Source organism: Bartonella taylorii, from assembly GCF_023920105.1.
GTDB lineage: Bacteria > Pseudomonadota > Alphaproteobacteria > Rhizobiales > Rhizobiaceae > Bartonella > Bartonella taylorii.
The window spans coordinates 904214-923258 of the sequence record NZ_CP083693.1 but is presented as its reverse complement, the minus strand read 5'-3'; the positions used below and the strand labels follow the sequence as shown (position 1 = coordinate 923258).

Annotated in this window: 16 protein-coding genes and 4 tRNA genes; 18 read left to right on the top strand and 2 right to left on the bottom strand. The window is 40.1% G+C overall.

All coding sequences use genetic code 11. The features are described 5' to 3' along the window. The first annotated feature begins 30 nt into the window (after nucleotides 1-30). Nucleotides 31-309, top strand: coding sequence for an HU family DNA-binding protein (locus LBE40_RS04110; protein ID WP_004860173.1), 279 nt, complete (start codon nucleotides 31-33; stop codon nucleotides 307-309). 613 nt (nucleotides 310-922) lie between these two features. On the opposite strand, the gene trmFO is transcribed toward LBE40_RS04110, so the two are convergent. Next, nucleotides 923-2329, bottom strand: a complete 1407-nt coding sequence (gene trmFO, locus LBE40_RS04105; protein ID WP_004860171.1) for a methylenetetrahydrofolate--tRNA-(uracil(54)-C(5))-methyltransferase (FADH(2)-oxidizing) TrmFO — start codon at nucleotides 2327-2329, stop codon at nucleotides 923-925. A 168-nt stretch (nucleotides 2330-2497) separates the two neighbouring features. On the opposite strand from trmFO, the gene LBE40_RS04100 reads away from it, so the two are divergent. The 6 genes from LBE40_RS04100 to LBE40_RS04075 all read left to right on the top strand — a co-directional run bounded on the left by LBE40_RS04100 (nucleotide 2498) and on the right by LBE40_RS04075 (nucleotide 8172). After that, nucleotides 2498-2580 (top strand) — tRNA-Leu (locus LBE40_RS04100). Between the two features lie 133 nt (nucleotides 2581-2713). After that, a complete protein-coding gene (gene tig, locus LBE40_RS04095) occupies nucleotides 2714-4138 on the top strand; it encodes a trigger factor (protein WP_004860170.1) in 1425 nt (474 codons plus the stop codon). 130 nt (nucleotides 4139-4268) lie between these two features. Further along, on the top strand, nucleotides 4269-5768 hold the full coding sequence (gene gatB / locus LBE40_RS04090) for an Asp-tRNA(Asn)/Glu-tRNA(Gln) amidotransferase subunit GatB (RefSeq protein ID WP_004860168.1): 1500 nt from the start codon (nucleotides 4269-4271) through the stop codon (nucleotides 5766-5768). Between the two features lie 183 nt (nucleotides 5769-5951). After that, nucleotides 5952-6350 (top strand): NADH:ubiquinone oxidoreductase subunit NDUFA12, encoded by a 399-nt coding sequence (locus LBE40_RS04085; RefSeq protein WP_004860166.1) that lies wholly within the window; start codon nucleotides 5952-5954, stop codon nucleotides 6348-6350. An 82-nt stretch (nucleotides 6351-6432) separates the two neighbouring features. Then, nucleotides 6433-6858, top strand: coding sequence for a DUF2155 domain-containing protein (locus tag LBE40_RS04080; protein WP_040297010.1), 426 nt, complete (start codon nucleotides 6433-6435; stop codon nucleotides 6856-6858). A gap of 573 nt (nucleotides 6859-7431) precedes the next feature. After that, a complete protein-coding gene (locus LBE40_RS04075; RefSeq protein WP_004860164.1) occupies nucleotides 7432-8172 on the top strand; it encodes a rhomboid family intramembrane serine protease in 741 nt (246 codons plus the stop codon). On the opposite strand, the gene LBE40_RS04070 is transcribed toward LBE40_RS04075, so the two are convergent. Next, nucleotides 8162-8992 (bottom strand): TrmH family RNA methyltransferase, encoded by an 831-nt coding sequence (locus LBE40_RS04070; RefSeq protein WP_004860162.1) that lies wholly within the window; start codon nucleotides 8990-8992, stop codon nucleotides 8162-8164. The genes LBE40_RS04075 and LBE40_RS04070 overlap by 11 nt on opposite strands. Nucleotides 8993-9198: 206 nt before the next feature. Here LBE40_RS04070 and LBE40_RS04065 point away from each other — a divergent pair. The 11 genes from LBE40_RS04065 to rpoB all read left to right on the top strand — a co-directional run bounded on the left by LBE40_RS04065 (nucleotide 9199) and on the right by rpoB (nucleotide 18934). Further along, nucleotides 9199-9282, top strand: a tRNA-Tyr gene (locus LBE40_RS04065). Between the two features lie 28 nt (nucleotides 9283-9310). Beyond that, nucleotides 9311-9384 (top strand) — tRNA-Gly (locus LBE40_RS04060). A 203-nt stretch (nucleotides 9385-9587) separates the two neighbouring features. Next, nucleotides 9588-10763 carry an elongation factor Tu gene (gene tuf, locus LBE40_RS04055; RefSeq protein WP_078691533.1) on the top strand — a complete coding sequence of 392 codons (1176 nt, stop codon included), beginning with the start codon at nucleotides 9588-9590 and terminating at the stop codon, nucleotides 10761-10763. A gap of 46 nt (nucleotides 10764-10809) precedes the next feature. Continuing rightward, nucleotides 10810-10885: transfer RNA gene (locus LBE40_RS04050), tRNA-Trp, on the top strand. A gap of 206 nt (nucleotides 10886-11091) precedes the next feature. Beyond that, the gene (gene secE, locus LBE40_RS04045) at nucleotides 11092-11304 is read left to right on the top strand and encodes a preprotein translocase subunit SecE (RefSeq protein ID WP_004860158.1); all 213 of its coding nucleotides are present in this window, start codon (nucleotides 11092-11094) and stop codon (nucleotides 11302-11304) included. Between the two features lie 20 nt (nucleotides 11305-11324). Further along, nucleotides 11325-11855, top strand: coding sequence for a transcription termination/antitermination protein NusG (gene nusG / locus LBE40_RS04040; RefSeq protein ID WP_004860156.1), 531 nt, complete (start codon nucleotides 11325-11327; stop codon nucleotides 11853-11855). A 150-nt stretch (nucleotides 11856-12005) separates the two neighbouring features. Continuing rightward, nucleotides 12006-12434, top strand: a complete 429-nt coding sequence (gene rplK / locus LBE40_RS04035; protein WP_004860154.1) for a 50S ribosomal protein L11 — start codon at nucleotides 12006-12008, stop codon at nucleotides 12432-12434. A 4-nt stretch (nucleotides 12435-12438) separates the two neighbouring features. Beyond that, entirely contained in the window at nucleotides 12439-13137 is a 699-nt protein-coding gene (gene rplA / locus LBE40_RS04030) for a 50S ribosomal protein L1 (RefSeq protein WP_004860152.1), read from the top strand. Nucleotides 13138-13503: 366 nt separating this feature from the next. Continuing rightward, nucleotides 13504-14022, top strand: a complete 519-nt coding sequence (gene rplJ, locus LBE40_RS04025; RefSeq protein WP_040297009.1) for a 50S ribosomal protein L10 — start codon at nucleotides 13504-13506, stop codon at nucleotides 14020-14022. Between the two features lie 101 nt (nucleotides 14023-14123). Beyond that, on the top strand, nucleotides 14124-14495 hold the full coding sequence (gene rplL, locus LBE40_RS04020) for a 50S ribosomal protein L7/L12 (protein WP_004860149.1): 372 nt from the start codon (nucleotides 14124-14126) through the stop codon (nucleotides 14493-14495). A 287-nt stretch (nucleotides 14496-14782) separates the two neighbouring features. Continuing rightward, entirely contained in the window at nucleotides 14783-18934 is a 4152-nt protein-coding gene (gene rpoB, locus LBE40_RS04015; RefSeq protein ID WP_004860148.1) for a DNA-directed RNA polymerase subunit beta, read from the top strand. The last annotated feature ends 111 nt before the right edge of the window (nucleotides 18935-19045 follow it).

The following is a 19045-nucleotide window of genomic DNA, read 5'->3' as shown; positions in this document are numbered from 1 at the left end:
ATCCGGTAATATAGGGAAAGGAAATGTTCTATGAATAAAAGTGAATTGGTTAGTTCCGTTGCTGAAAAGGCAGGTGTTTCGAAAGCGCAAGCTGGTTCTGTTGTTGATGCTTTTATCGCTTCTGTAACAGAGGCTTTAGCTTCAGGAGGAGATGTTCGTCTTCCAGGTTTTGGTTCTTTTGAAGTCTCTCATCGTGCTGCTACAAAGGGGCGTAATCCTTCAACCGGCGCTGAAATAAATATTCCAGCGCGTTCTGTACCAAAATTTTCTGCAGGTAAAACTCTTAAAGAAGCTGTTAATAAAAAATAATTTTTTCCGCATTTAAAAAACCCGGTTTATTTATAAGCGGGTTTTTTCAAAAATATTGTGTGCGTGCTTTCAACGTAAAATTTTTTGCAAGTGTTTGCTTCAAATCATGTGTTTTTTTCAAATAGTTTATGCGCTTTTGAGGATGTTTTTGGGAAGTGCGTGAGATAATGTGTGCATAAAATATGCTTATTTTTATTTCATAAAAACGTTTGGATACAAGGAGTGATGTAGGGGAGACTACCTTTAACTTTTTTCAAGTTGAGGGAGGTGGTGTTTTTGTATAGCAGAAGATCTCTCTATAGCAGTGATCGGGTGTCTGTATTATGTGGGCATGTGGTATATTTTTTATTTTATCTTTCTTACTCGTGTGTCTTGATTAATTTTTTGATGATTGAAGCATATTTGGGATCTGTTCTTATAACCATTATTTTGTAGTAAAATGCAAACTTTACACTGTAATAATAAATGATGGGCTGTATATTGGTATTTATTGGTTCAGATAATCAGCATGATTAACAAGTCTTAAAGTCATCTTGTCGAGTCATAATAAAATTTATTTAGTGGATTGGAAGGATAAGTAGATCTTTCGTGGAAATTAGAAACGACAATTGATCTAAGAGCCATTTTGCTTTCCATCTTTTAGCCACCGAATACAATCATCTAAGGCTCTGGCAGTTATAGCTTGTTTTTTTGCGATTTTTTTTTCTTTGCTTGGCAAGCGTTTTCCTGAGTGCTTAAGAGAAGCAATAGGTGGAAAAAGTCCAAAATTGATATTCATTGGTTGAAAGGATTTTCTTTCCGTTTCTTCTATTACGATGTGTCCGCCTGTAATATGGTTTAAAAGAGCTCCCAATGCTGTTGTTGGAGGTGGTAGGTAAGGGCACTTATCGTTATACTCAGCGGCAGCAAAACGTCCAGCAAGAAGTCCTATCGCGGATGATTCTACATAACCTTCACATCCCGTAATTTGTCCCGCAAAACGCAATTGGGGTTTTTGTTTCAAACGAAGGGTTTGATCAAGAATAACTGGTGAGTTGAGGTAAGTATTGCGGTGAAGTCCACCAAGGCGTGCGAATTCTGCTTTTTCAAGTCCGGGGATCATTCTAAAAATACGAACTTGTTCTCCATATTTCAGCTTTGTTTGAAACCCAACCATATTATAAAGAGTCCCAAGTTTATTGTCTTGGCGTAATTGAACGACGGCATATGGTTTAACTGTGGGATTATGGGTGTTGGTTAATCCCATGGGTTTCATAGGACCATGTCTGAGGGTTTCAAGTCCGCGTTCAGCCATAATTTCGATTGGTAAGCATCCATCAAAATAGGGTGTTTTTTCAAAGTCACGGAATTCTATTTTTTCTGCATTTGTTAATGCTTGAACGAATGCTTCGTACTGTTCTTTATCAAGGGGACAATTAAGGTAATCCTTTCCTGTCCCCTCAGGCCCAATTTTATCATAACGAGACTGATACCAACAAATGTCAAAATCGATACTATCGGTATGGACAATAGGCGCGATAGCATCAAAAAAAGAAAGAGATTCTGTCCCAGTTATTGCTTGTATTGCTTGAGCAAGTGCTGGTGATGTAAGGGGGCCAGTTGCAATGATAATATGATGCCAATTCTCAGGAAATTCTCGAATTTCCTCACGTTCTATTGTTATAAGAGGGTGATTTTCAAGCGCTGTTGTAATAGTTTTTGAAAACTCATCGCGGTCAACAGCAAGAGCGCTGCCTGCTGGTACTTTATTAGTATCAGCAGCCTTCATAATCAGCGATTTTGCTAGTCGCATTTCGGTATGTAAAAGTCCTACGGCATTTGTTGAAGAATCATCGGAACGGAATGAATTTGAACAGACCAGTTCTGCAAGCATATCTGTTTTATGGGCATCAGATTTTGTTTGGGGCCGCATTTCATGTAAAATAACGGGGATCCCTGATTGCGCAATTTGCCAGCTTGCTTCACTGCCTGCAAGACCGCCACCGATGATATGGATTGGAGTATTGAATGTATTTAACATAATCTTCTTTTAGCGGAAGCTGCTCTGTATGAAAAGGATAGATTTTGTTTTGCGATTTATTAAGAATAATGTGTATTTGGGATATTTTTAATATATTTGTTTGCTTTTTTTCTTTAATTAATGCTATAGAAACGCCGCTTATGTAAGGTTATTGGCTTATAAGTTTGAGCGGATGTGGCGAAATTGGTAGACGCACCAGATTTAGGTTCTGGCGGGAGACCATGGGGGTTCGAGTCCCTCCATCCGCACCAAAGGGATTTCTTGAGCACTATAGATATTTATGTGCCTAGAGTTCCGCTTTATGGTGATTTAACACTCAAGTGTTAGAATGTAGTTATTATCAGAGTGGGATTATCCCTCTCCTCAGGAAAATGAAGGTTATTTATGCAGGTTACCGAGACGCTTAATGAAGGACTGAAGCGCGAAATTAAGATCGTGGTTCCGGCGAGAGATTTAGAGAAAAAATTGAATGAACGGTTGGATGATACCAAGGGTAAGATCAAGCTTAATGGTTTTCGTCCTGGCAAGGTGCCTGCTGGATATCTAAGAAAAATGTACGGCAAGTCTTTCATGGCAGAAATTCTCAATGAGATTATCAGTGATGTACCCCATTCTATTTTAGCTGACCGTAATGAACGTTCAGCGATGCAGCCGAAAATTGATATAAATGAAGATGAACAAATTCTGGATGGCAAAACCGATTTCGTTTTTAGTTTAAAGTATGAAGTTTTGCCAAAATTTGAAATTAAAGACTTTGAACATATTGAAATTACTCGTGAAATTGCAAATATTCCTGAACAAGAGATTGATGATCAAGTAAAGCGCGTCCTTTCTTCCACGCGGAATTATTCACTAAAAGATGATCTTTCTGAAGAAGGGGATCGTATTACAATAGATTATCTTGGTAAACTTGAGGGAGAGCCATTTGAGGGTGGGACAGAGAATGATGCGCAACTGATTCTCGGATCAAAGCAATTTATTCCTGGTTTTGAGGAGCAATTGGTTGGCGTGAAAGCAGGTGATACGAAAACAATTTCTGTTAAATTTCCTGATAATTATAATGCAGTACATTTGGCCGGTCGGGATGCAGAATTTGATATCACTGTTAAGGCTATCTTTAAACCGGATGAACTAAAGATTGATGATGAAGCAGCACAGAAAGTTGGTTTAGAATCTCTAGATCGCTTACGTGAAGTTGTTCGTGGGCAGATTGAAAATCAATATGGCTCAATGACACGTCAAAAAATTAAGCGTCAAATTCTTGATGCTTTAGATGCTGATTACGATTTCGAGATTCCTGAAGGACTTTTAGAAATTGAATTTAACAATATATGGGCTCAGGTTAATGACGATTTAAAAAAGGCTGGTCGCAGTTTTGAAGATGAAGGCGTTACAGAGGAGCAGGCACGGGAGGAATATCGTGTGCTTGCACAGCGTCGTGTTCGTCTTGGTTTGGTGCTTTCTGAAATTGGAATGAAGGTTGGTGTTAAAGTAAGTGAGGATGAGCTAAAAGCAGCAGTTTTTGATCAGGTGCGTCAGTATCCTGGACAAGAAAAAGAAATTATGGATTTTTTCCGTAAGACTCCAGAAGCTGTTGCAAATCTACGCGCCCCAATTTTTGAAGAGAAAGTCATTGATCATTTGCTAGCACGGATAAAAATCACAGATAAAGAAGTTACGGTTGAAGAGCTGATGAAGGAATATGACGAAACAGATTTAACAGAAAAAACGTCAGAGAAGAAAAAATCTGCTGAAAAAAAAGCCGTAGAAAAAGTTCCATCTAAGAAAAAGGCACCTAAAAAAGGTTAATATTTACCCTAAAAAGACAAGCCCAATGAAGTTGTGGCTTTTTTATAAGATTTCTATTCTAGGCTTGCACTGAGAGTGGTTTTAGATTAGCCATCAGGTGTATTTAGAAAACATTGATAGTGGATTGGCAATGGACATCGTTGATACGCGTACTCCTGATTCTAAACGTTTCATTTCTGGAATTACAGGTGATTGGGAAGTCATCATTGGTATGGAGGTTCATGCGCAAATCATATCAAATTCAAAACTTTTTTCAGGTGCGTCAACAAAATTTGGTGCTGAGCCGAACAATCATGTATCGCTTATTGATGCAGCGATGCCTGGTATGTTGCCTGTTCTTAATCGAGAATGTGTTTGTCAAGCAGTTCGAACTGGTCTGGGACTAAAGGCTCATATTAATCTGAGATCTGTTTTTGATCGTAAGAATTATTTCTATCCAGATTTACCGCAGGGATATCAAATTTCTCAATTTCATTATCCGATTGTAGGAGAGGGGAGGATTATCGTGTCTGTTGGTCCAGATTCGAATGGTCAGTTTGAGGACATTGAAGTTAGGATTGAAAGGTTGCATCTTGAGCAGGATGCAGGGAAATCGTTGCATGATCAGCATCAAACAATGTCTTTTGTGGATCTTAATCGCTCTGGTGTCGCGCTTATGGAAATTGTTTCTAAGCCAGATATGCGTTCATCAGATGAAGCCAAAGCCTATATGACAAAATTGCGTACAATTGTTCGTTATTTAGGGACTTGCGATGGAAATATGGATGAAGGTTCTATGCGTGCGGATGTTAACGTATCAGTTCGTCGCCCTGGTGAAAGTTTTGGAACGCGCTGTGAAATCAAAAATGTTAATTCTATTCGTTTTATTGGCCAAGCGATTGAATATGAGGCGCGTCGTCAAATTGCGATTTTAGAAGATGGTGGTGTCATAGATCAGGAAACTCGTCTTTTTGATGCTTCTAAAGGTGAAACGCGGTCTATGCGTTCAAAGGAAGAAGCGCATGATTATCGTTATTTTCCTGATCCTGATCTTTTGCCGTTGGAATTGGATCAAGCGTTTGTGGACGCTTTAGCCGCTGAATTACCTGAATTGCCTGATGATATAAAAGCACGTTTTATCAAGGAGATGGGATTGACAGCATACGATGCTTCTATCCTTGTGACAGAAAGAGCCATTGCTGACTATTTTGAAAAAGTAGCACGTGGGCGTGATGGAAAAACAGTTGCCAATTGGGTGATTAATGATCTTTTAGGCGCTTTAAATAAAGACAATCGTGAGATTGAAGACACGCCTGTATCACCAGATCAATTAGGAGAAATTATTGATCTTATCAAAGAAGAGACTATTTCTGGAAAAATCGCTAAGGATCTCTTTGAAATTATTTGGAATGAAGGTGGGAATCCACGTCAGATTGTAGAAGAGCGCAATATGAAGCAGGTAACAGATACAAAGGCTATAGAGAAAGCTGTTGATGAAATCGTTGCCAATAATTCTGATAAAGTTGCGCAGGCAAAACAAAAACCTGCTTTAGCTGGTTGGTTTGTTGGACAAGTTATGAAAACAACAGGCGGAAAGGCAAATCCTCAAACTGTTAATGAGTTGGTTAAGATGAAACTTGGCATAGATTGAGTTTTATGGAGTAGAGGGAGATCCATAAATATGATACTCTTGTCGTTAAGGAATACAAATGGGCTATTAAATGAAATCGTGAGTGATTTTAGCAGTAAAATTTTATTTTAATAATTTCAACTATTATAACAAGTTTATTCCAAGGGTTAACTTCCTAAGGATACTAAAGAAATGGACTAAAAGGTGGCTATTTTTTTTAAGCAAATCTTTACATGGTGGAATGGTAATACCATAAACACGCGCTTTTTTACGTGGCGTAAAGGTAAACGTATGGGGGAAGATCAGTTTGGGAATGTTTATTATGAAGGGGGCACTCATAAGGATGGTTATCCACGCCGTTGGGTCATTTATAAAGATTATTCTGAAGCCTCTACTATTCCACCAGGTTGGCATGGTTGGATTCATCATCGCTGTGATATCCCTCCAACGCAGGAGGATTATCGCCCATATAAATGGGAAAAGCCTCATGTTGCAAATATGACTGGGACAAGTGAAGCTTATCGCCCAAAGGGAGCAATTACTTACAGCGGCAAGCGCTCTTGTGTGCATGAAGATTATGATGCATGGTCACCTACAAAATAAAATATTTTGATGCGTACATGTATTTTTTCTCATTTGCACTATTTTATAAATAGAATTTTTTAAATGCGATTGATTTGATGTAATGAGAACTTTTTTATTGTTAAGATTAAGGTGTTTTTTTTGTGTTTGTTTCATGGAAGTTGTAGTGGTCTTGCTCTCAGTTTGTGCAGTGCAGGCTGAACGCATTAGCAATGGAATTGCTATTTTTTCAGGTCTTGACAAAATTACTGGTCGGACTACGCGTTTTGAAGTTCCTCTAGGTGAAGTTTATCGATATGGTGCTTTGCAGGTAACGCCGCGCGCGTGTTATACGAGCTCCAAGAATGAACCAACCCGTACGACTGGTTTTATTGAAGTTAATGAGATCATGTTAGATACAAAGGTACGGCGTATTTTTACAGGGTGGATGTTTGCAGATAGTCCTGGTTTGAATGCTGTAGAGCACCCTATCTATGATGTGTGGTTAAAAGACTGCAAACAGAATTCTCAGAATCTGCCCCTTCAATGATATTTTGTATAGAATGATGTTTTTGAACCAACTCATTGTTTTTATTTATTTTATAATTTTACTTTAAGTCGCTCAATGCAGCTCTTAAAACGAGAGTGGTGAGGTGCTGAAAGTGAATGCTTATTGGTATTTTGACTTGTGTATTTAAGGAGAAGATTATTTGTTTTGCATTTATAATACTTTTTACAAAAGTATTCTCTATCAAATAGCTAAACTATAAAAACATCACTCGTCGACAGAAAAATACAAATGAATTTATGGAGTTTTGTTTCCATAGTGATCAATTCTTTTCTTTTTGATTGAGTAGCGTGTTAAGCAAATTAATAATCAAAACTATGTTCTCTACAATAGAAATTTCAATTTAGATTTAGTATAATGCGGCAATTTTATGAATGATGTTCTGAATGTTCATTTTTTCAAAATATTTTGTACAAGATACAAATGTTTTCATATAGAGATAAAGCAGTAGTAACCGAATAAACGTCAAGTTTAAAGCTTCTTTATTATCCAAACCGCGATATATTTTTTGTACAAAGCACTGTAAATTCTACAGAAAGTGTGAGATTTTATACAATGAAAGATGGCAAAGACCAATATAATAATGGATCTTTTTTTCCAGAAAAACCTAAAGAACCATTATTGAATGTTCCATTTATTATAGTTGTTTTTATAGCACTTTGTTTTTGTATTTATTTTGTTTCTCAATATCTTTTTTCTCATCAATTCTATATTGAAAGTCTTGATTTATTTGCATTTACACCAGTGTTATTTAAGACTGAACCTTTAGTATTTTGTTATACGATTATTAGTTATTCCTTTATGCATAGCAGTTTTAAACATGTTGCGATTAACATGGCTTGGCTTTTGGTTTTTGGGTCTCCTTTGGTAAGACATATTGGTGGTTTTCGTTTTTTAATTTTTTGGGTATTAACAGCTATTATAGCTGTGTTGACTTATTTTGTATTTCACCAAGAGAGTGCAATATCACTTGTCGGTGCGTCGGGCGCAGTGTCTGGAATGATGGGCGCTATTGCACGTTATGATTTTCTGTGGAGCTATTTGGAGGCTACTACGCAGAATGAAAGATTTTTAAGCCCTTTGTTGTCTATTAAAAAAGCGCTGAGTTCAAGGAGTGTACTTATTTACCTGAGTATATGGCTGAGTGTTGATTTTATCATAGGTATTTCATCTTTTCTCTTTGAGGGGGATGGTGTTTCAATAGCATGGGAGGCTCATATTGGTGGTTTCTTTTCAGGCTTTTTGTTGATTGGTTTTTTTGATATTTCGCGAAAAAAATTACAAACTACGATCTAAGATATTTATGCGTCGCATAAAGTGCTATTGTAGCTGCGTTTGAAACATTTAATGATTTAATATTTCCAGGCACATCAAGGCGTGTTAATGCGCAAACGGTTTCACGTGTTTTTTTACGTAAGCCTTTCCCTTCTGCTCCTAAAATAAGGGCAATTTTCCTCCCTGTTAATGCTATTTCTAGAGGGTATTCACCTTCTGAATCGAGTCCAAAGCTGATAAAGCCTGCTTTATGAAGTTCGTGGAGTGTTTCGGCGAGGTTTCGTACAGTGATATAATTAATCATTTCCAATGCTCCGGAAGCGGCTTTAGCAAGAACACCGCTTTCTTGTGGAGAGTGGCGACATGTGGTGATGAGCGCTCCAGCTTTAAATGCAACTGCAGAGCGCATAATAGCGCCAACATTATGTGGATCGGTAATTTGATCCATTACAATGACAAGATCAGTATTAGTAAGTTCAGACAATTGGCATGATTGGAGGGGGATAGTTTCCACAACAACACCTTGATGCACTGCATCACTTCCAACCAGCGCATCAAGTTGTTTTGGTGAGCACAATGTAATAGCACAAGGTAAATCTGATTCGGGTATATTTAATCGTTTTAAGGCATTGGATGTAACATAGAGACCGCTAAAAATTCTTTTTGGATTTTTTAAAGCAGCATGAACTGCATGGATACCATAAAGATGGATTGTTCTCTGTTGTAATGGTAAAGTTGCTTTTTTCAGGCATGAGGCAGAACGAGAAGAAAAGCTTTTTGTATCGCGATATCTGCGACGTAAACGAGCATAATGAGAATTTTGCGATATTTTTTCTTTCATAATTTCTTTATAGCTTGTTAATAACAGAAATGGATAGAAAAAAGCTGTGATTTAAAATTATTAGCAGGAAATTTGTACAGAATCGTGTTTATTCTGTTGACAGATACGACAGTAATCGGCATAACCGCCTCGCAGCCAGTTTGATTGAATAGGTAGTCAAGATTTGGTTGTAGTGATGCCTTATCGCGCAACTTTGCCGATGTAATGGAGGGGTGCCCGAGTGGTTAAAGGGGGCGGACTGTAAATCCGTTGCGTATGCTACGTTGGTTCGAATCCAACCCCCTCCACCATTCATCGAAGGAGAGTTAGTCGTGGTATGCGGGTATAGCTCAATGGTAGAGCAGCAGCCTTCCAAGCTGAATATGCGGGTTCGATTCCCGCTACCCGCTCCAAATAGTTTTTGGTGCCAAACAGTTGTTAGTGATTGGGTGAGTGAGTATGATGGAAGAATATTTCCATCATTAAAGTGGGCGGGTTTTACCGTCTTTAAAGAGTTGTAATGGTCAGGCTGATGTAGTGGTCCGGTTTGATCAAGTTCTACAGTCCTGTTTCTAGGGCTGATAAAACAAGAGAACAAAACAAGAGATTGATGGCGATGGCAAAGAGCAAATTTGAACGTACGAAGCCGCATGTTAACATTGGTACGATTGGTCACGTTGATCATGGGAAGACCTCATTAACAGCAGCGATTACGAAATATTTTGGTGAATTTAAAGCGTATGACCAAATTGATGCGGCACCAGAAGAGCGTGCACGTGGAATTACCATTTCTACAGCGCATGTTGAATATGAAACAGAGAAACGGCACTATGCGCATGTTGATTGCCCTGGTCACGCGGACTATGTGAAAAACATGATCACGGGAGCAGCGCAGATGGATGGAGCGATTTTGGTTGTTTCAGCTGCTGATGGTCCGATGCCTCAAACACGTGAACATATTTTGCTAGCACGTCAGGTTGGTGTCCCAGCAATTGTTGTTTTTCTCAATAAGGTTGATCAGGTTGATGATGCTGAACTTTTGGAGCTTGTTGAGCTTGAAGTGCGTGAGCTTTTATCAAAATATGATTTCCCAGGAGATGATATACCAATCGTTAAAGGTTCGGCACTGGCCGCACTTGAAGATAAAGATAAAAGCATTGGTGAAGATGCGGTTCGTCTTCTGATGAGTGAAGTTGATAATTATATACCAACGCCTGAGCGTCCAGTTGATCAGCCATTTTTGATGCCGATTGAAGATGTTTTTTCGATTTCAGGACGTGGGACAGTTGTTACTGGTCGTGTTGAGCGCGGTGTCATTAAAGTTGGTGAGGAAATCGAGATTATAGGTATTCGTCCGACATCTAAGACGACGGTTACAGGTGTTGAAATGTTCCGCAAGCTTTTGGATCAGGGGCAAGCTGGTGACAATATTGGTGCGTTGCTTCGTGGGGTTGATCGAGAAGGAATTGAACGTGGACAAGTTTTGGCGAAGCCTGGTTCAGTTACACCTCATACACGCTTTAAGGCAGAGGCTTATATTTTAACGAAAGATGAAGGTGGTCGTCATACTCCATTTTTCACGAATTATCGTCCTCAATTTTACTTCCGTACAACGGATGTGACGGGGATTGTTACGCTTCCAGAAGGAACAGAGATGGTTATGCCTGGTGATAATGTTGCGATGGATGTTTCTTTGATTGTTCCAATTGCCATGGAAGAGAAACTTCGTTTTGCTATTCGTGAGGGCGGTCGTACTGTTGGTGCAGGAATCGTTTCTAAGATCATTGAATAAATAATGGTTGTTGAGGGTTGTTAAAAATATTTTAATTTTGAGAGTTAGGGGTATAGCTCAGTTGGTAGAGCGGCGGTCTCCAAAACCGCAGGTCGCGGGTTCAAGTCCTGCTGCCCCTGCCAAGGGGGATGAGATTTTAGCTGTGAGGAGGTAGATTTTAACTGCCTTCTTTGCTTTTTTTTGTATAGGGCTTGTTTTTTTGTGTGTGAATCGGTATTGAGTAGAGAATGAGGAAGCTGCATAAGGCTGAAGATTGGCTTTTTGCATTTTTGTCATATTTATTTGTTGTATAAATCACAATAGGATTAGAAAGTGTATAGTGTGACTGATGGCATCTAAAACCAATCCAATTACCTTTTTAAAGCAGGTTTATGCAGAAACGGTTAAGGTGAAGTGGCCTACGCGTCGTGAGACAGTAATTTCTACCGTTATGGTGTTATTGGTGACTGCATTGGCTTCAGCTTTCTTTTTTATTGTGGATCAGGTTATGCATTTTGGTGTTTGGCGGGGTATTGATCTTCTAAAGTATCTTTTTAGTTGATAGTGCAAGGAAGTGTGACTGTGGCTGCTCGTTGGTATATTGTTCAAGCATATTCGAATTTTGAGAAGAAGGTGGCGGAAGCTATTGACAAGGAGGCAAAGCAAAAGGGGCTTGATCATCTATTTGAAAAGATCTTTGTTCCCACAGAGCGTGTTGTAGAGGTTCGTCGTGGGCGTAAGGTTGATGCTGAGCGAAAGTTTTTTCCTGGTTATGTTCTTGTTCGTGCTGAGTTGACAGATGAGGTTTATCATCTCATTAAGAACACTCCTAAAGTGACCGGTTTTTTGGGATCGGATTCGCGTCCTGTTCCCATTTCCGATGGGGAGGTTGAGCAAATTCTTAAACAAGTTCAGGAGGGAGTTGATTCTCCAAAATCTTCCGTATTATTTGAGGTTGGAGAGCAAGTTCGTGTTGCTGATGGGCCTTTTGTTTCATTTAATGGTATTGTTCAAGAAGTTGAAGAAGAGCGTTCTCGTCTTAAGGTTGAGGTATTAATTTTTGGGCGTCCTACGCCTGTTGATTTGGAGTTTGGTCAGGTTGAAAAACTCTGATTAGACTTAGAGTGGTTTTAGTCACTTTAAGTAATTGGTGGGAGGTGATTTATGGCTTTTGTCGGCTTTATGATCCGAACCACTCGACTGCAACGGGTAGCGGGCAAGGTGAGTTGCCAGCTTACTTAGTGAAATTGAAGGCAGATTATTATGGCAAAAAAAAGTATAGGTCAGCTTAAGTTGCAGGTTCCTGCGGGAGCTGCTACTCCATCTCCACCGATTGGTCCTGCTCTTGGGCAGCGCGGTATTAATATTATGGAATTCTGTAAGGCATTTAATGCAGCTACGCAAGAAATGGAAAAGGGGGCGCCAATCCCAGTAGTTATTACTTATTATCAAGATAAGTCTTTCACTTTTTCTTTAAAGACGCCTCCTGTATCATTTTTCTTGAAGAAGGAAGCGAATTTAAAATCTGGTTCGAAAGAGCCTGGTAAGGTTTCTGTAGGGAGTATATCCCGTGATAAGGTTCGTTCAATTGCACAAGCAAAAATGAAGGATCTTAACGCAAATGATATTGAGGCGGCAATGCGCATGGTTGAAGGTTCTGCTCGCTCTATGGGCTTGGAAGTGGTGGGCTAATGTTATGGGAAAAGTAGCAAAGAGAGTGAAAAATATCCGTAAAGATGTTAATTTTAATGAACTTTACGATTTAAAAGATGCGGTTTTGATGGTCAAAGAGCGTGCGATTGCTAAGTTTGATGAAACAATTGAGATTTCAATGAACTTAGGTGTTGATCCTCGTCATGCAGATCAAATGGTTCGAGGTGTTGCTCATTTACCTAATGGGACTGGGCGAAATGTCCGCGTTGCTGTTTTCGCGCGTGGGGACAAAGCTGATGAAGCTAAAGCTGCTGGTGCTGATATTGTAGGAGCTGAGGATTTATTTGAAAGTGTTAATGGTGGAACGATTGATTTTGATCGTTGTATTGCGACGCCAGATATGATGCCACTTGTTGGTCGTCTTGGTAAGATTCTTGGTCCACGAAGTTTGATGCCAAATCCAAAAGTTGGTACTGTAACAGTTGATGTTTCTAGTGCTGTCAAAGCTTCTAAAGGTGGAGCTGTTGAATTTCGTGTTGAAAAAGCTGGTATTGTGCATGCCGGTATTGGCAAGGCTTCTTTTGGGGTTGAGAAGATAGTGGAAAATATTAAAGCTTTTGCTAGTGCTGTTATGAAAGCCAAGCCGCAAGGTGCGAAAGGTGAGTATATTAAGCGTGTTGCAGTTTCTTCGACTATGGGGATTGGAGTTAAGGTGGATCCTGCGACCGTTCGTTCGGAGTAAGCCTGAGAAGATTTATAATTTTGTTTTGGGGTATGTGAATATCAAGATTGCATTTACAGTGTCGATTTTTATCGGCGTTGGATTATCTAAGCTTTATTAAGCTTGGGTTATACCGGAAGAAATTCCGGAATATCCTGTCCGAGATTGTGGGTGATACTATAAGAGTATCTTAATCGAAAAAAACCTGCATGAGACTGGGGTAAAAACTGAGAGTTAAAAAAACTTAAAGGGTTTGAGCCAAGGTTGCCTTTGAGCGCTCTGCGTGAAAAAGGGGACAGGATCCTCATCGGTAGCATAAGGTATTTTATGTTGTCAAAGGTAACCAACAGGTTTGTTTTAAGCAAATCTGTTAAATGGAGAGAGACAGTGAATAGAGCGGAGAAACGCGAATTTGTTACATGGCTTAACGAGGCTTTTCGAAAGTCTGGTTCTGTTGTTGTTGCACATTATTCCGGTCTGACAGTTTCACAGATGAACGATCTTCGTTCGAAAATGGGTGAAGCTGGTGGAGCCGTTAAAGTCGCCAAAAACCGTCTTGCTAAAATCGCTCTTCAGGGCACGGAATCTGAATCGATAGTGGATTTGTTTACCGGACAAACACTTATTGCTTATTCAGAAGATCCAATTACAGCACCGAAAGTTGCTGTTGATTTTGCGAAAAGCAATGACAAATTTGTCATCCTTGGCGGTTCAATGGGTGCAACAAGTTTGAGTGTAGATGCTGTGAAGTCATTGGCTTCATTGCCTTCACTGAATGAGTTGCGGGCAAAACTCGTGGGTATGGTTTCTACTCCTGCGACCCGTATCGCACAGATTGTTAATGCACCTGCTGGTCAGGTTGCACGTGTCATTGGAGCATATGCTCAGGAGGATAAGGCGGCTTAAGGCTGTTTTGTATTCACGTTTATGGAAGAGCTTTGTTGCTTTTCTGTTTTTTTGAATAAGTTAAATAATGGTTCAAATCTTTTAATTGAAGGAATTTAAAAATGGCTGATCTAGCGAAGATCGTAGAAGACCTTTCTAACCTCACCCTTTTGGAAGCCGCTGAGCTTTCTAAGTTGCTTGAAGAAAAATGGGGAGTTTCGGCTGCTGCTCCTGTAGCTGTAGCTGCTGTCGCTGGTGCTGCTGCTCCAGCTGCTGAAGAAAAAACAGAATTTGATGTTATTCTTGTTGAAGGTGGTGCGCAAAAAATTAATGTCATTAAGGAAGTTCGTGCTCTTACTGGGCTTGGTCTTAAAGAAGCTAAAGATCTGGTTGAAGGGGCGCCTAAACCTATTAAAGAGGGAGCTTCTAAAGACGAAGCAGAAAAAATTAAGTCTCAACTTGAAGCTGCTGGTGCTAAAGTTGAACTTAAGTAAATTTTATTTTATCGGCGGACATTTATGTTCGCCGATTTTCTGTCTCCTGAAAAGGAGGGAGAGGATCAATGAAAACCTTTTCCAAACAGTCCAGTAACTGTAATGGGTATGGGGTTTGTTCTTAGTCCCCTCATCGTAGAGCCAAGTGAATAGGTGGTTTGAGTTTGTGGGGCAAATTGATGGTGCTCATTATTGGGTATCAAGTGAACTGGTCTGCATGTGCAGGTTAATGACATAAAGCTTTCAAGGTTTAGTCTACCTTGGAGAGTAAAGATCAAGGAGCGACGATGGCTCAGACCCTAGCGATGATGTCTCAATTCAATGGTCGTAAGCGCGTACGCAAATTTTTTGGTAAGATTCCTGAAGTAGCAGAGATGCCGAATCTTATTGAGGTTCAAAAAGCGTCATACGATCAGTTTCTCATGGTTGAGGAACCGAAAGGTGGACGACCAGATGAAGGTTTGCAGGCTGTTTTTAAATCGGTATTTCCTATTTCGGATTTTTCCGGTACAGCTATGCTCGAGTTTGTTGGTTATGAATTTGATTTACCAAAATTTGATGTTGAAGAATGCCGTCAGCGTGATTTGACTTATGCTGCACCATTAAAGGTGATATTACGTTTAATTGTTTTTGATGTTGATGAGGATACTGGCTCAAAGGATATCAAAGACATTAAAGAGCAGGGCGTTTATATGGGCGACATGCCTTTAATGACGACGAATGGTACCTTTATCATTAATGGTACGGAGCGTGTTATTGTTTCACAGATGCATCGTTCTCCTGGTGTCTTTTTTGATCATGATAAAGGAAAGTCGCATTCATCGGGAAAGTTTCTTTTTGCTGCTCGTGTTATTCCTTACCGTGGCTCTTGGCTCGATATTGAGTTTGATGCTAAGGACATCATTTATGCCCGTATTGATCGGCGACGCAAGATTCCTGTTACGAGTCTTTTGATGGCATTAGGTATGGATGCATCAGATATTTTATCGACGTTTTATAATAAAGTTACTTATGAGCGAGATGGGGATGGATGGCGTATTCCTTATTCTGTTGATCGCTTTAAAGGGATGAAGCTCGTTTCTGACCTTATAGATGCAGACAGTGGTGAAGTTGTTGCTGAGGCTGGTAAAAAGATAACGGTTCGTATTGCAAAGTCTTTGGCAGAAAAAGGTCTCAAGGCGGTTAAGGTCAGTGAAGATGATCTGTTGGGATGTTATTTAGCGGAAGATATAGTTAATTACCAGACAGGTGAGATTTACCTTGAAGCTGGTGATGAAATTGACGAAAAAATATTAAAGATTTTATTTGACGTTAATGCGGATCAAATTAATATCCTTGATATTGACCACATGAATATTGGGGCATATATCCGCAACACTTTAAAAGCAGATAAAAATGAAAGTCGGCAAGATGCATTGTTTGATATTTATCGTGTAATGCGTCCGGGGGAGCCACCAACAATGGATACAGCAGAAGCTATGTTCCATTCGTTATTTTTTGATCCAGAACGCTATGATCTTTCAGCTGTTGGGCGTGTTAAGATGAATTTACGCATGGATCTTGATTGTCCGGATACGGTTCGCGTTTTGCGTCAAGAAGATATTCTTGCTGTTGTTAAGATGTTAGTTGAGCTGCGTGATGGTCGTGGTGAAATTGATGATATTGATAATCTTGGTAATCGTCGTGTTCGTTCAGTTGGGGAACTGATGGAAAATCAGTATCGCATTGGTTTACTTCGTATGGAGCGTGCGATAAAAGAGCGTATGTCATCGGTTGAAATTGACACAGTTATGCCACAGGATTTGATAAACGCAAAGCCTGCTGCTGCGGCGGTTCGTGAATTTTTTGGATCTTCGCAATTGTCGCAATTTATGGATCAAACCAATCCATTATCAGAGATTACCCATAAGCGCCGTCTTTCTGCTCTTGGTCCGGGTGGTTTGACTCGTGAACGTGCGGGTTTTGAAGTTCGTGACGTACATCCTACCCATTATGGTCGTATTTGTCCGATTGAAACGCCGGAAGGTCCTAATATTGGTCTGATTAATTCCTTAGCAACCTTTGCGCGGGTTAACAAGTACGGTTTTATTGAAAGTCCATATCGCAGAATTATTGATGGTAAAGTGACAACAGAAGTTATTTATCTGTCTGCTATGGAGGAATCAAAGCATTATGTAGCTCAAGCCAATTCTTCACTGGATTCTGAAGGGCGCTTTACAGAAGAATTTGTTGTTTGTCGTCATGCGGGTGAAGTTTTGATGGCGCCGCGCGATCATGTGGATTTGATGGATGTCTCACCAAAACAGTTGGTTTCGGTAGCTGCAGCTCTTATTCCATTTTTGGAAAATGATGATGCGAATCGTGCATTGATGGGATCGAACATGCAGCGTCAGGCCGTTCCGCTTGTACGCGCTGAAGCGCCATTTGTTGGTACAGGAATGGAATCAATTGTTGCCCGCGATTCAGGTGCAGCGGTTAGTGCAAAGCGTGGTGGTATTGTTGATCAAGTGGATGCAACCCGTATTGTTATCCGTGCAACAGAAGATTTAGATCCTTCAAAGTCTGGTGTTGATATTTACCGTTTACAGAAGTTTCAGCGTTCTAATCAGTCTACTTGTATTAATCAGCGTCCTCTTGTGCATGTCGGGGATCGAATAGAGAAGGGTGATATTATTGCAGATGGTCCGTCTACGGATCTTGGTGATTTAGCGCTTGGCCGGAATGTTCTTGTAGCTTTTATGCCTTGGAATGGGTACAATTACGAAGATTCCATTTTGTTATCCGAGCGCATTGTTGCCGATGATGTTTTTACTTCGATTCATATTGAGGAATTTGAAGTTGCAGCACGTGATACAAAACTTGGACCTGAAGAAATTACGCGAGATATTCCTAACGTTGCAGAAGAAGCGTTAAGGAATCTTGATGAGGCTGGTATTATCTATATTGGTGCTGAAGTTCAACCTGGTGATATTTTGGTCGGAAAGATTACACCAAAAGGTGAAAGTCCCATGACGCCGGAAGAGAAGCTTCTACGTGCAATTTTTGGGGAAAAGGCTTCAGATGTTCGTGATACTTCTATGCGAATGCCTCCTGGAACTTTTGGGACTGTTGTTGAGGTTCGTGTTTTTAATCGTCACGGTGTGGAAAAAGATGAACGTGCGATGGCAATTGAACGTGAGGAAATTGAGCGTTTAGCTAAAGATCGTGATGATGAACAATCGATTCTTGATCGCAACGTTTATGCGCGTCTTGCCGATATGTTAACAGGTAAAGTTGCTATAGAAGGTCCGAAAGGCTTTTCGAACAGCAAGAAGCTTGACAATGCGATAATGGGTCATTATCCGCGCTCACAATGGTGGCAATTTGCTGTTGAAGATGAGAAGCTTCAGAGTGAAATTGAGGCTTTGCGCAAGCAATATGATGAATCAAAAGAAGCATTACAACGTCGCTTTATGGATAAAGTTGAGAAAGTCCAAAGAGGTGATGAAATGCCTCCTGGTGTCATGAAGATGGTAAAGGTTTTTGTTGCTGTGAAACGCAAAATCCAACCAGGCGATAAAATGGCGGGACGTCATGGTAATAAAGGGGTTGTATCACGTATTCTTCCAGTAGAGGATATGCCATTTCTTGAAGATGGAACCCATGCTGATATCGTATTGAATCCGCTTGGTGTGCCTAGTCGTATGAATGTTGGACAAATTCTTGAGACACATCTTGGTTGGGCATGTGCTGGTATGGGCAAGAAAATTGGCGATTTGGTAGAATTATATCAAGAGACGGGGGACATACTTCCTTTGCGTCAGCGCATTGAGAATCTTATGCCTGATAATAATCATAATGAACCAGTACGTCAGTATGATAATGAAAGTCTTTACAAATTGGCACTGCAGATGAGGAAAGGTGTTTCAATTGCAACGCCTGTTTTTGATGGAGCGCATGAATCTGATATCAACATGATGTTGGAAGATGCAGACTTAGATAGCTCGGGACAGGTTACGCTTTATGATGGTCGTACTGGAGAGCCTTTTGATCGTCCAGTAACCGTGGGCTATATTTACATGTTGAAATTGCATCACCTTGTTGATGATAAGATTCATGCACGTTCGATTGGACCATATTCGCTTGTGACCCAGCAGCCATTAGGTGGTAAGGCACAATTTGGTGGTCAGCGTTTTGGTGAAATGGAGGTTTGGGCACTTGAAGCTTATGGTGCTGCATACACTTTACAAGAGATGCTGACAGTGAAATCGGATGATGTGGCTGGTCGAACAAAAGTCTACGAGGCAATCGTGCGCGGTGATGATACATTTGAGGCAGGTATACCAGAAAGCTTTAATGTTTTGGTAAAAGAAATGCGTTCACTAGCTCTTAATGTGGAGCTTGATGATGCACGCGAGCTTATTGCACAACGTGGGTTATCTGATACAGCAGAACAATAATTCAAGGAGCGCGCATTGAAAAGAGTGTGCTCTTATTGTCTTGAAAGGCTAAATAAAGAAACTTCTATTAAGATAGCGCAGACGGTTTAAAAAGTAGAAATAGATTTTAAA